Annotated in this window: 11 protein-coding genes; 5 read left to right on the top strand and 6 right to left on the bottom strand. The window is 42.6% G+C overall.

Going from position 1 to position 12,824, the window contains the following annotated elements; genetic code table 11:
• Positions 1 to 73 precede the first annotated feature (73 nt).
• Entirely contained in the window at positions 74 to 877 is an 804-nt protein-coding gene (locus P2W82_RS18880; protein WP_336517490.1) for a glycoside hydrolase family 16 protein, read from the top strand.
• A 43-nt stretch (positions 878 to 920) separates the two neighbouring features.
• Positions 921 to 1,406, top strand: a complete 486-nt coding sequence (locus P2W82_RS18875; RefSeq protein WP_336517489.1) for a GAF domain-containing protein — start codon at positions 921 to 923, stop codon at positions 1,404 to 1,406.
• Between the two features lie 21 nt (positions 1,407 to 1,427).
• Here P2W82_RS18875 and P2W82_RS18870 read toward each other — a convergent pair whose 3' ends face one another.
• From P2W82_RS18870 to P2W82_RS18855, 4 genes are all read right to left on the bottom strand, one after another.
• Positions 1,428 to 2,657: a peroxiredoxin family protein gene (locus tag P2W82_RS18870; RefSeq protein ID WP_336517488.1), complete on the bottom strand. Its 1,230-nt coding sequence runs from the start codon at positions 2,655 to 2,657 to the stop codon at positions 1,428 to 1,430.
• Between the two features lie 93 nt (positions 2,658 to 2,750).
• Positions 2,751 to 3,326: a hypothetical protein gene (locus P2W82_RS18865; protein ID WP_336517487.1), complete on the bottom strand. Its 576-nt coding sequence runs from the start codon at positions 3,324 to 3,326 to the stop codon at positions 2,751 to 2,753.
• Positions 3,327 to 3,401: 75 nt separating this feature from the next.
• Positions 3,402 to 3,743, bottom strand: coding sequence for a hypothetical protein (locus P2W82_RS18860; protein WP_336517486.1), 342 nt, complete (start codon positions 3,741 to 3,743; stop codon positions 3,402 to 3,404).
• A 60-nt stretch (positions 3,744 to 3,803) separates the two neighbouring features.
• Complete coding sequence (locus P2W82_RS18855) at positions 3,804 to 4,748, bottom strand: NAD-dependent epimerase/dehydratase family protein (RefSeq protein WP_336517485.1); 945 nt, start codon at positions 4,746 to 4,748, stop codon at positions 3,804 to 3,806.
• Positions 4,749 to 5,303: 555 nt separating this feature from the next.
• On the opposite strand from P2W82_RS18855, the gene kdsA reads away from it, so the two are divergent.
• Positions 5,304 to 6,125: a 3-deoxy-8-phosphooctulonate synthase gene (gene kdsA, locus P2W82_RS18850; RefSeq protein ID WP_336517484.1), complete on the top strand. Its 822-nt coding sequence runs from the start codon at positions 5,304 to 5,306 to the stop codon at positions 6,123 to 6,125.
• A gap of 1,051 nt (positions 6,126 to 7,176) precedes the next feature.
• Here kdsA and P2W82_RS18845 read toward each other — a convergent pair.
• Complete coding sequence (locus tag P2W82_RS18845; RefSeq protein WP_336517483.1) at positions 7,177 to 8,124, bottom strand: helix-turn-helix domain-containing protein; 948 nt, start codon at positions 8,122 to 8,124, stop codon at positions 7,177 to 7,179.
• Between the two features lie 140 nt (positions 8,125 to 8,264).
• Positions 8,265 to 9,251, bottom strand: a complete 987-nt coding sequence (locus P2W82_RS18840) for an AraC family transcriptional regulator (protein WP_336517482.1) — start codon at positions 9,249 to 9,251, stop codon at positions 8,265 to 8,267.
• Positions 9,252 to 9,647: 396 nt separating this feature from the next.
• On the opposite strand from P2W82_RS18840, the gene P2W82_RS18835 reads away from it, so the two are divergent.
• Both P2W82_RS18835 and P2W82_RS18830 read left to right on the top strand, forming a co-directional pair.
• Positions 9,648 to 11,915, top strand: a complete 2,268-nt coding sequence (locus tag P2W82_RS18835) for an aconitate hydratase (protein ID WP_336517481.1) — start codon at positions 9,648 to 9,650, stop codon at positions 11,913 to 11,915.
• A 263-nt stretch (positions 11,916 to 12,178) separates the two neighbouring features.
• Entirely contained in the window at positions 12,179 to 12,802 is a 624-nt protein-coding gene (locus P2W82_RS18830; protein WP_336517480.1) for a hypothetical protein, read from the top strand.
• Positions 12,803 to 12,824 lie beyond the last annotated feature (22 nt).

The raw sequence follows: 12,824 nt of genomic DNA, 5'->3' as shown, positions 1-12,824 counted from the left end.
ACTGATTTGAATTATCGCTGGTTGGGAGTGAGCCATCCCAGGCACATTTACTAATTTTATTTAAAGCTTGTATATGAAAACAAACTGGCTGATCGCAACCCTCGTTCTTCTCTCCCCGTGTATTTTGCTTTTGAGCAATAGTCCAAAAAGTTCCTCAAAAAAATATGCAAAACTGATCTGGTCGGATGAGTTCAGTAAACCCGGCTTGCCCGATAAAACAAAATGGAACTATGATGTTGGTGGCGATGGCTGGGGAAATAATGAACTTCAATATTATACTTCAGAGAGATCGAAAAATGCCCGTGTAGAAGATGGGATGCTTATTATTGAAGCGCATCGTGAAAACTGGCAGAACAGGAATTATACTTCGGCAAGGCTGATAACAAAAGGCAAAGGCGACTGGAAATATGGAAAGATTGAAGTAAGAGCAAAACTCCCGGATGGGCTGGGCACCTGGCCAGCCATCTGGATGCTGGCATCTAAAACGCCCATGCAATGGCCGGATGACGGCGAGATTGATATCATGGAACATGTCGGGTACGACCAGGGAAAAATCCATGGATCAATTCATTGCAAAAAATATTATCATTCTATCGGAACCCAGAAGACTGCAAATATCATTGTACCTGATTGTTCACAGGAGTTTCACGTGTACGAAGTGGAATGGAATGAGAAGGAAGTGAATATCGGAATGGATGGAAAAAATTTCTTCAATTTTAAAAATGAGAAAACAGGCTATGAAGCCTGGCCATTTGACAATAAGATGCATTTGTTATTGAATGTTGCTGTAGGCGGAAACTGGGGTGGTGCCAAAGGTGTCGATTCCACCATCTGGCCGCGCAGGATGATCGTGGACTATGTCAGGGTGTATCAATAACAGTTCCACGTTAAACGTGGAACGTAAAACGTAATTTCGTTTTATGGCTGAAGATTTACATATCGTTAGAGGGACCAAAGAGGAGCAATATCGCGAACTGATACCGCAAATCAAAGGTTTACTCGAGGGCGAATCGGACCTGATCGCAAATCTCGCAAATATCGCCGGGGCCTTGAAAGAACAATTCAATTGGTGGTGGATAGGTTTTTATCTTGTGAAAAATGGCGAGCTTGTACTGGGACCATTTCAGGGACCTGTTGCATGTACGCGTATTCGTAAAGGTCGCGGTGTATGCGGTTCTTCCTGGGAACAGGCGCGTACTTTGATTGTGCCGGATGTTGAAAAGTTTCCCGGACATATCGCCTGCAGCAGCTATTCCAAAAGTGAGATTGTGGTACCGATTTTCAGAAATGGTGAAGTAATTGGAGTACTGGATGCAGACAGCGAGTTTTTGAATCACTATGATGCAACCGATCAGAAATTCCTGGAGGAAATTGTATCACTTATTCCAGAAGAAAGCTGGAAGTAAAAAAAGACAATTACCGAAGTGCTATTCTTTCAACAATCCATCGATAATTTCTTCAAACTCTTTTTTGAAAGCAACATAATGCTCGCCGGTTCCAGGTCCGTAAAAACCGGTATGCACTTTCCTGACTTTGCCTGTTTTATCAAGAAAGATGGTTGAAGGAAATACTTTTATCGGAGTAAGCTGAGGCAATGTTTTCTCTGTTCTCAAACTGTCTGTTGTTGTTACTCCGGTGATCAGCATCGGATACTGTACATCAAATTTATCACGGAATTTTTTCAACGTTCTTTGCGAACGATAGAAATCAGTTCCATATTCGTATGCCAATCCGACCACCTCTAATCCTCGTTGCTTGTGTTCGTTATAATACTTACTCAGAAAAGCAGTTTCATCCATACAATTCGGGCACCAGGATCCCATGATCTGGATTACAACGACCTTATCTTTAAATCTGGGATCATTGATACTTACAAAATTGCTGTCAAGATCAGGGAATCTGAAATTCAATTTTTCTTCTCCGTCTTTCAGATACATTGCAGCGCTTGTTTCATCAAGTACTGCTTTTGGATCTTTCACGGCTGTCCAGGTTTCCAGGTTCACAGGTCCTGATGCATATAAACCCCTTTCAATTTTTCCTGCAGAACTCAATTTTGCGCTGAAGAAATAAGCGTGACTTCCGTCAAAAGTCGATAACAACAAACTATCACCGCTGAGTATACCATCGAGATAACGATAGTCACCACTCGGTGTAAGAATAGTTCCTGTCACAATATTTCCTTTCTGGTAAAATTCGCCTATAGCAGGCCGTGAGTTTCCGTTGGGCCTGGTGAATTCGATCTTCCAACGACCGCTCACATTTCCTGTTGCATTTCCTTTGATCAGCGGAAATCGATTTTTTATTGGTTCAATTTTAGCAGGCATCACCCAGGTTTTTGTACTGGTACCTCTGACCCAATTTCCACTCAAAGACTGGTCCGGATTCTTCTTCAAATAAAATGCTGACTCAAAAAAAGGCATCTCAATCCATACACTATCTCCGGATGTTCGTATATCTGCTACTTCCAGTTTTTCATCTGCATTACGAATTAACCAAACGGGTTTCCCTTTTTTTTGAACTGATTCTATCATGAAAACGATCGGCAGATTGTCTTCACGTACGAGTGTTGCCCGATATATTGTTGGAGGTGGAGCTGATTTCTGACCAAAGCCTGCGATTCCGTAAAAAAGAATAACAACAAAAAGAATAGAACGCATAATGTCTACAAAAATAGTATATTAAAGCCGACCAACCTTCATTAAGGCGGGCCAAACTTTTTTTTAACTTTTGAAAAATCGCCTCACTGGTTCTTATTTCGAACCTACTTCCCCGGTATAACTTAAAGTATATTTCTGCCCGCGAAGAATTGCCAGCAAATCTTTTTCAAGACTCACCATAGGAAATTCTACTATTCGTCCCGTCTCAATTCCGTTCGAATAGATGATCATCGTTGGAACGCGCAGGATATTTAATCCACGTTCTTCATGTAAAGGACTTTGTTTGTACAATGTGTCAGCATTACTTACCATGATCAGCTCGAGATTTTCCATCGGGAAATTGCAGCATTCCAGCATTTTAAATATCCTGGGTACCTCTCTCCTGCTGTCGTCACACCAGGTTCCCATGAAAAGTTTTAATTTTTTATTTGCCAGCAATGGACGAATAAAATTGCATGTGATGGAATCAAGAGTGTAATTCTGCCATGAAGAATAGTACCAGGCTGCAAACGGTTCCTGTTTTAACGCGGATGGATCACATTTTCCAAGGAGCATTTCATTTCCGGAATGATCTTTTATCTTCTGATAGATTTTCGTCTCCTGGGCAAATGTGGAGTTGAATATAAATACAGCTAAGCTGGCTGTTGCCAGTATATATTTGATTTTCATTAATAGTATTTTAATGGATAAAACAATCACCCACTCCGGAGGATACCGAAGCGAGATATTTACAAATATTTTTTTTCAAGCCAGTGGAGGTCTGGGAATGATGGAACAAAAGCCATCTTTTGTAACCACTTCGGGCTGTAAGTTGAAATGTTGTATAGTCCGGTGAGGCGATTTAAAGTTTATTTGAAAAACTGTTGGAACATAATCTGCAAATTTTACAGAAGAAACTGAAATGTTTGTATTTGAATGATCATCGTCCTGATCAAATACACCGGTGAGGATTAAACTGCAATCACAATCAGGTAATTGTTGAATAACTTTCGCTTCCCATTCGCAATACAGAAAGCTGGTGATCCTGCCGTATTGCAACATCAGCAACAACGAAATAGAAAATATTGCAGTTATCCTGATCAGCATTATCAAATAAAAATAACCAAAAATGAGTGCCGATGCAAATAGCCCGGAACTGTTTACATTTTACTTTCGCAGATTCTCCAGCATTTCTGAAGTCATGGAACTGAGATCATATTGTGGCTTCCATCCCCAGTCTTTTCTGGCAACACTGTCATCAATACTTTGCGGCCAGCTGTCTGCAATTTTCTGACGGTAATCTGGTTCATAACTCAATTCAAATTCCGGGATATGCTTTTTTATTTCTGCGCCAATTTCCTCAGGTGAAAAACTGATAGCTCCAACATTGTAGGATGTCCTCACAGTTAATTTATCTGCTGGTGCTTCCATCAATTCGATTGTTGCCCGTATCGCATCAGGCATATACATCATGGGGAGATAGGTATCCTTTTTCAGGAAGGAAGTATATTTTTTCTCTTCTAGTGCTTCATGAAAAATCTCAACGGCATAATCAGTAGTGCCGCCACCTGGCGAAGATTTGTAACTGATCAGCCCCGGATAACGAAGACTTCTCACATCAACATCATAACGCTGATGAAAATAGTTGCACCAGAATTCGCCAGCATACTTACTGATACCGTAAACAGTCGTAGGCTCGATGATGGTCTGTTGCGGACACATCACTCTCGGGGATGTCGGCCCGAAAACCGCTATACTGCTCGGCCAGTAAACTTTTCGAAGTTTTTCTTCTCTCGCGATGTCGAGTACATTCAGCAGCCCCTGCATATTCAGATGCCAGGCCAATGGAGGATTTTTTTCACCGGTCGCGGAAAGTATTGCGGCCAGAAGATATATCTGTGTGATATTCTGACGGATCACCTGCACGTGGAGCATTTCCTTGTTCATCACGTCCAGGCTCACATATGGACCAGTTCCTTCCAGGAGTGGATTCTGCTCCCGCAGATCGGAGGCGACGACATTTGCCCCCCCGTAAATATTTCTCAATGCCAGGGTAAGTTCAACACCAATCTGTCCGGAAGCGCCAATCACCAGTATCTTATCTTTTATCATATAGTTCAGAGTTGAGAGCTGCAAACCTATATAAAACCTTCGAGGTTTGGTAGCGGCAGACAGCCAACCTGGGAGGTCTGAGACCTCCCAGGTTTAATAGACCTGCCAGGTCTTAAACCTTGAAGGTATTTGTGGAAAGGTTGGCCTTTTAAGGCTAAAGGAGCAAAAAATGTGGAGTGCCAAAGTGGGTGTGCAGGTGTCAACGCCAGGATTTTCGTGACAGATGGGATGGTTTTGCTGGGAATTCAGGGACCCCAACCTGGAAGGTCTGAGACCTCCCAGGTCTAATAGACCTGCCAGGTCTTAAACCTTGAAGGTTTTAGTGGAAAGGTTGGTCTTTTAAGGCTAAAGGCGCACAAAATCTTTAGTGCCAAAGTGGGTGTGCAGGTGTCAACGCCAGGATTTTCGTGACAGATGGGATGGTTTGGCTGGGAATTCAGGGACCCCAACCTGGGAGGTCTGAGACCTCCTAGGTCTAAGACCTCCTAGGTGTAAGACCTGCCAGGTCTTACACCCCGCAGGTTTTAAAACCTGCGAGGTCTGTATATTTGCGACATGCAGGATTTTTTAATAGATCTGTTCAAAGATCAATCATACGATGAACATAATTTTTTTCTGATAGCTGGGCCTTGTGTTATTGAAAGCGAAGAACTTCTGCTGGAAGTAGCTGATAAAGTGGCAGCTATCTGTAAGCATTTGGGAATACCTTATATTTTTAAATCATCCTATCGTAAGGCGAACCGTACAAGCTCCAATTCTTTTACCGGAATTGGCGATGAAACTGCGCTTGGTTATCTTAAAAAAACCGGAGAAAAATACCACCTCCCGGTTACCACAGATATTCATGCGCATGATGAGGCTGCGCCTGCGGCGAAATATGCTGATATTCTTCAGATCCCGGCTTTCTTATGCCGGCAGACTGACCTGCTCGTTGCCGCTGCCGAGACAGGCAAAGTTGTGAATGTAAAGAAAGGCCAGTTCCTCAGTGGTGAATCCATGCGTTTTGCAGTGGAGAAAATTAAAAATGCGGGAAACGAAAAGATCATGCTCACGGAACGCGGAACAACATTTGGCTACCAGGACCTGGTTGTCGATTATCGCAATATCCCCGCGATGAAAAAATTTGGATATCCCGTAGTGATGGATTGTACGCATTCACTGCAACAGCCTAATCAGATAAGTGGCGTTACCGGTGGAAATCCTCAACTCATCAGTACAATCGCCAAGGCAGCAATAGCATCGGGAGTTGATGGACTTTTTATAGAGACCCATCCCAATCCGGCTGTCGCCAAAAGCGATGGAGCCAATATGCTGAAACTGGATTTGCTGGAGAGTTTGCTTGGGCAACTGATCAGAATTCGGAAAGCCGTCATTTAATTCCGGCTTATCGGACTTTTAAACTAACTGCATAGAAGTATTGATGAGAATGTTAATCGCAGCACCTTATGGTTTTCACTGGCGGCTAAAATTTATCGGGCCACACTATTTAATTTGGTGCTGCTGATTTAGTCAGAGCGGCGTTGTTCGTTCGTCGTTGTTGGTTGTTCGTTATTCGTTGGTCGTTGAACTGCTGCATTTTGCGGAAATGTAGACTAGTCGGAGACCAGGTTCAGACAGAAAGCCTAAGTCAACCAGGTGCAAGGAATTTAACGCCTTAACTTTTAGATCCGTCCAGGAGCTAACACCAAAATTCCTTTGTAATTCCATGTCGACCAGGATTTGTACAATCAACTGTAAAGCCCAGTTATAGCCAGTCGTTAACGGTTGGTTGATTGTTTACTTCGTGTTTCAACAATCTGCTTTCTGCTGGTCCTTCTGGTTGTACTATTACCCTTCACCAATCGAGCTCGAACTTTTATTTCTCAGTAATCACCACTTATTTTTTACGAAAAAAAGTCCCGCTTACCTACGGGACTTTTTTTTTATTTCCAGGTGTCAGGATAACAAAATAGGATCAGGGATTACAGAGGCAAATTTTCATAGGGATTGGTTAACACAGATGGTGGAAATTAAAAACGGGAACCAAAGCCTACCCAAAATGCCAGGGCCTGTAATGGTAACGACCCCGCACAAAAGGAATACAGATTGTTTCTTTCAAAGGATTTGGATTAAGGGAAGGCGGAAAAAGCCTTAACCAACCTTCCCCATTTTTGGTTTTCATAGAAGATTTTATACAGTTAACAAATACAATGCTAAAAATCAGAATGATGTACCGAGGTCGGCCAAATAAATGCCCGCAAATGATGATATGAACTGATCGATTTAGCCCAGTAATTTTTAAAACTTTGAAATTCAATGTTTAACCGTCCGACTGAAAAATATAAGAAAATAAAAATTGGGGAAAACTACTTGAACAACTTAGATGGACAAAGGCAGCAGGATGAATTGAAGAATGATTGCGCCCTGGGGAATTTAATTGAACGACCGTTCAACTTTCTTCTCTGATTTTCAGGAGCTCGCTGGGTAATAATTGATGTTCTTTTCTAAACGCCACGGAAAAATTACTCAGATTGGAGAAGCCGAGTTCTCTTCCCACTGCTTTAATAGTACGGTTGCCTTCGAGCAACATGGCACGCGCCTTCTCCATTCTTTTCTTCTGAAAATATTCATAAATGGGGAATCCGTAGACATCCTTAAACTGCTTCTTTAGTTTAGAAGGACTCATTGCAGCCTGAACAGATAATTGTTTTATGGTAGGCGCATTTGACAGATCTCCGGTGAGTGACTCCTCCACTTTCATCATTTGTTCAATTTCATCCCTGGTCATATGAATCTGCATTTCCATTACTGAAAGCTGATCATACATCCACGAGAAAAAATTTTCAACCATCATCATAATCCTGTTCTGCAGAAAAGCAGTTTCTACAGGAGAAACATTGGGCGGATTCAGAATTTCATTCATCAGCGTTTTTGTTTCAAAATCCATTTCACGGATATGTATACTTTTGGCTTTGAGTGAAAGATATCGTTGCAAAACATTTTCCAGCTGATCTATCCGGAGATAGCGAGCGAGCCACTCCCTGCTGATGATTACCCGTATAGATTCAAGGTGTGTGCCTGCAGAAGCAAACTGATTCAGATCAGAAAGAAAACTCAGGAGATACATCACTTCCATCCGTTGACTCTTCCCTTCCATCCTGTCCTGGTCAACATCAACATATAATTTCTTATGGTTGGTTACACGGTCGCAGATGAAAACATAGTATTCCATGTTTGTTTTGGACCTTTCAATGAGTAAATCCTGATGCAGAGTGAAATCCCCGATGAGCGCCTGCAGACCATTGGGAAGATCCACTGATTTCAGGTAGCCATGACCGATAGACTCGGGTAAAGTCAACGTATTATTTTCAACCGTAGCTCCAAATTGTTTACCCATTTCAGATAGGAAATTAGGGAAGGTTGATATTGCATACCTGAACCGTATCACGGGAAGAGTTTTTGGCGTTTGGGGAGAACAGCACAAATTTAGTGATTAAAAATGGCAAGATTCCTATACCACTTAACGGTTATATCCGGTCAGATCTTTTTGAGATCGCTGGGCAGAACACCAAACTCTTTTTTAAAGGCGCTGGCAAAATTGCTGAGGTTCTGGTACCCCAGGCGATAGCCTACTTCCTTAACCGCATACTGACCTGAGAGGAGGAGCTGCTTGGCTTTTTCCATGCGGAATTTCTGGTAATACTCGTATACCGGTTTACCATATACCATCTTGAACTGCCGTTTTAATTTTGAAACGCCGATCGTATGTTTTTCCGCCAGCTCTTCGACTGTTGGAGGAGCTTTTGAGAAATCATGAACCAATGCACTTTCGATTTCCATCAAACGAAAAATATCTTTTTCATTAAACCGCAAAGGTTTCAGATCTGCTGACCGATGATATGTGCGGATGAAAAAGAGCTCAATCAGCATCATGATCCTGTTCTCTGTGATCGTATTGAACAATGGATTTTCAGGATCAAGATGAAAAATCTCGTTGACCAGCATGCGGTACTCCGCATCCATCGGTTCAAAATTCAGGTTACGCGCACGAAGCGAGAGATATTTTGTCAATACCTCATCATTTTTCTCAATGCCGAGGTACTTTGACATCCACCTTGCATCGAACAGGCATTTAATAACTCTCATTCCATTACCCCGGCTGCTGATGGTCACTTTGTCAAAAAGTGTTGTATTCAGAACGACCCCGGAAAAGAACGGCGGAGGATAGTCTGCTTTAAATTTATTGATGATTTCCATGTACTGACTACGAATGAAGATTTCATCAAAATTTAAAATGTATCCCAGGTCATGACTGGCTCTTCGATGAAGAAAGGTGTCGAATTCGGTGCAATTGCTCGAAATGAGAATGCTTAAACCATTTGGCAGATTGGATGCAGTAATATAGCCTTCGCCCTGTGAGGGTTCAAAATACAAAGTGTTTCCCTGCAGCTTAGCGCCAAGCTGTGCTGCAAAGTCCTTCAACAATGTAACAAAATCTGAGTGATCAAAACTGAATTCAAACACCGGCTACATTTTAATCCTGGCTGTTATAAATACCGCAGCGGATTTCTCCTTGCTTTGGTAATATAGTTCTTAATATTCATCCAAAAAGCCAGAAATAAATATAAGATTACGGGGGAGCCCATTGTAATGAAGGAAATATAGATAAAATATTTCCGTATCGTAAGGGTGGAAATACCCATGATTTCACCGATCCTGCTGCAAACCCCGAAGGCCTGCCATTCGACAAATTGCTTAAACCGGTTCATAATTCAAATTTAGTTATTCCTTTTTTATTTAACGAACGCTTGGTAGCCCATAGTCTTTTCTTTACATTCGCATCACTTTTCAGCCCGCTCATGTTCTGCGCCTGAATACCTCCATCCTGAACCGGCGGGCACATATAAAAAATTGTAACCCATGGTTTTCGATCTCGATCTCATTAAGAAATTGTACGCTGAACTCCCCGGAAAAATTGACGCTGCCAGGAAAATTGTTGGCAAGCCTTTAACGCTCGCTGAAAAAATATTATACGCCCATCTTTCACAACCGGCAAACAGGCCTTATGAACGGGGTGTGGATTATGTTGATTTTGCGCCGGATCGGGTGGCAATGCAGGATGCTACCGCCCAGATGGCCCTTTTACAGTTTATGACCTGCGGTCGGGATAAGGTTGCCGTTCCAAGCACTGTACATTGCGATCACCTGGTACAGGCTAAAGTGGGAGCTGCAGAAGACCTTAAGACAGCCCTCGATGTAAACAAAGAAGTGTACGACTTCCTCGCTTCAATTTCCAATAAATATGGCATCGGTTTCTGGCGCGCGGGTGCTGGAATCATTCACCAGGTAGTGCTTGAAAATTACGCTTTCCCAGGTGGTATGATGATCGGTACTGATTCACATACGCCCAATGCGGGCGGTCTCGGGATGGTGGCAATCGGTGTTGGAGGAGCAGATGCGGTGGATGTTATGGCAGGCCTTCCCTGGGAATTAAAGATGCCGAAACTGATCGGTGTTAAACTGACTGGTAAAATGAGTGGCTGGACTTCTGCGAAAGACGTAATTCTTTGGGTAGCTGGTCAGCTGACGGTAAAAGGTGGAACTGGTGCTATTGTCGAATATTTTGGCGAAGGTGCCGATAGTCTTAGTGCAACGGGAAAAGGAACGATCTGTAACATGGGTGCTGAAATCGGGGCAACATGTTCATTGTTTGCATACGACGAGAAAATGGCAGCCTATCTTAAATCTACAGGTCGCGAAGAAGTTGCAGCACTTGCTGATGGCGTAAGAGATCATTTGCGTCCTGATGCTGAAGTATATGCTGATCCGTCTGCTTACTACGACCAGGTTCTCGAATTAAATCTGAACGAACTCGAACCCTACGTGAATGGACCGTTCACTCCGGATCTCGCTACACCGGTCTCAGCAATTAAAACTGCCGTCGAAAAAAATGGATGGCCGGCAAAACTGGAAGTAGCATTGATTGGAAGCTGTACAAATTCATCATATGAAGATATCAGCCGTTCTGCATCTATCGTAAAAGACGCGGTAAGTAAAGGACTGAAAGCAAACTCTGAATTTACGATTACCCCTGGCAGTGAGCAGGTACGTTTCACTATCGAACGTGACGGTTTCATCCGTCAGTTTGAGGAAGTTGGTGGAGTCGTGCTCGCGAACGCATGCGGTCCCTGCATAGGACAGTGGGCAAGGCATATCGATGATCCCAACAGAAAAAATACCATCATTACCTCCTTCAACAGGAACTTTGCAAAAAGAAATGATGGTTTGGCAAGTACACATGCCTTTGTTGCTTCTCCTGAAGTTGTAACAGCTATGGCAATTGCAGGTACTATCGCATTCAATCCGGTTACCGATACACTCATAAATGAAAAAGGAGAATCAGTAAAACTGGCTGAACCGACAGGATATGAATTGCCTCCAAAAGGTTTTGCTGTTGATGATCCCGGTTACCAGGCACCTGCAAAAGATGGAAGCAAAGTATCCGTAATTGTCAGCCCGGAGTCACAGCGCCTGCAATTACTTGAACCATTCGCAGCATGGGAAGGTACCGATCTGAAAGGATTGAAATTGCTGATCAAGGCAAAAGGAAAATGTACTACAGATCATATTTCGATGGCAGGCCCCTGGTTGAAATTCCGCGGTCACCTGGATAATATCTCGAACAATATGCTGATTGGGGCCGTGAACTTTTTCAATGACAAAACCGACCTGGTACAAAACCAGATCACAGGTGAATATATGGCCGTTCCTGCCACCGCAAGAGCATATAAAGCTGCAGGCATCGGATCCATCGTTGTCGGTGATGAAAACTATGGTGAGGGTTCAAGCCGTGAACACGCTGCAATGGAACCAAGACATCTCGGGGTAAGAGCTATTCTTGTAAGAAGCTTCGCACGTATACATGAAACCAATCTTAAAAAACAGGGAATGCTCGCATTGACATTCGCCGTAAAAGAAGACTATGATAAGATACTCGAAGATGATACTATCGATATCATTGGTCTCACAACATTCGCTCCCGGTAAACCGCTGACAATTCTCTGTACGCACCCTGATGGTAAGACCGATGAATTTAAAGTGTTACATACTTATAATGAGCAGCAGATTGAATGGTTTAAAGCCGGTGGGGCATTGAATGTGATTCGTTCGCAATTTGCGAAAAAGTAAGTATGAGAAGTAAGTAGTAAGCAGGGGTTGAAAGTAAAAAGTTGAAAGTTGAACGACCGGCTGTTCAAACGAACAACGAAAAATGAACAACGACGAACGGGCTGTTTAAACTATGAACCATGAACTAAGAACTAAGAACTAAAAACGAGTTTAACTTCTCCTTCACATCGCCTTTAATTGATGTTAAATAATAGCCTGACGGTAACGGTCAGGCTTTTTATTGGTATGATTGCATCTTAATTCTTCACCAAAAAATTTCTCTTATGAAGACCCGTATTTTTTTAGTCGCAGTGACTGCTATCATCTTCTGCAGTTTCAAAGCATCAGCTCAATTCAGTCTTGGCTTAAGTGGTTCCTGGCATTCGCAATCCGGCGCAAATAATAAGGACGCGTGGGGAAACGGATTACAGGGAAAATATTTTTTCAAAAAAATTCCACTAGCCGTTGGTGGTAGTATCCGGCATTGGGTAAACAACTATGAAAAAACTTCCGTAAACAACCAGGATCTCAGAACGATGGATATGTCTACCAATTTCTCCGCATTTGCTGAATGGTATTTTGGGACCAGCAAGATCAGGCCTTATGTAGGAACAGATATTGGCATGTATGCATCCAACCTCAATCTGGAATTCAGAGATAAATCTTTTGCGTTCGACGGTAACAACCGCCAGACAAATTTCGGAGTTGCACCGAAAGCAGGAGTATTGTTTAAAACAGGAATAGTCTCACCATTTATTCAGGGTCAATATCATTTTCTTTTCAGTGGAAAAGCAGAGGGCAATGTTCCTGAAGTTTCAAACGCAAAAAGCAGTTTCGCATCAGTAGATGTTGGTGTGCTTTTCAATTTTCCGAAATGCAAATGCGGAGAAAAAAAGCAAACCGATTAAACCTTCCCGGAAAAAAGCAATC

The organism is Pollutibacter soli (assembly GCA_029269725.1).
Taxonomy (GTDB): Bacteria; Bacteroidota; Bacteroidia; order Chitinophagales; family Chitinophagaceae; genus Pollutibacter; species Pollutibacter soli.
This window is presented reverse-complemented; position numbering and strand designations above follow the sequence as displayed.

What these genes read in the sequence shown, in the direction of transcription:
- P2W82_RS18835 (WP_336517481.1), top strand. Translation starts at nt 9,648, where the DNA reads ATGGTTTTCGATCTCGATCTCATTAAGAAATTGTACGCTGAACTCCCC.
- P2W82_RS18830 (WP_336517480.1), top strand. Translation starts at nt 12,179, where the DNA reads ATGAAGACCCGTATTTTTTTAGTCGCAGTGACTGCTATCATCTTCTGC.
- P2W82_RS18880 (WP_336517490.1), top strand. Translation starts at nt 74, where the DNA reads ATGAAAACAAACTGGCTGATCGCAACCCTCGTTCTTCTCTCCCCGTGT.
- kdsA (WP_336517484.1), top strand. Translation starts at nt 5,304, where the DNA reads ATGCAGGATTTTTTAATAGATCTGTTCAAAGATCAATCATACGATGAA.
- P2W82_RS18875 (WP_336517489.1), top strand. Translation starts at nt 921, where the DNA reads ATGGCTGAAGATTTACATATCGTTAGAGGGACCAAAGAGGAGCAATAT.
- P2W82_RS18860 (WP_336517486.1), bottom strand. Translation starts at nt 3,743, where the DNA reads ATGCTGATCAGGATAACTGCAATATTTTCTATTTCGTTGTTGCTGATG.
- P2W82_RS18870 (WP_336517488.1), bottom strand. Translation starts at nt 2,657, where the DNA reads ATGCGTTCTATTCTTTTTGTTGTTATTCTTTTTTACGGAATCGCAGGC.
- P2W82_RS18845 (WP_336517483.1), bottom strand. Translation starts at nt 8,124, where the DNA reads ATGGGTAAACAATTTGGAGCTACGGTTGAAAATAATACGTTGACTTTA.
- P2W82_RS18855 (WP_336517485.1), bottom strand. Translation starts at nt 4,748, where the DNA reads ATGATAAAAGATAAGATACTGGTGATTGGCGCTTCCGGACAGATTGGT.
- P2W82_RS18865 (WP_336517487.1), bottom strand. Translation starts at nt 3,326, where the DNA reads ATGAAAATCAAATATATACTGGCAACAGCCAGCTTAGCTGTATTTATA.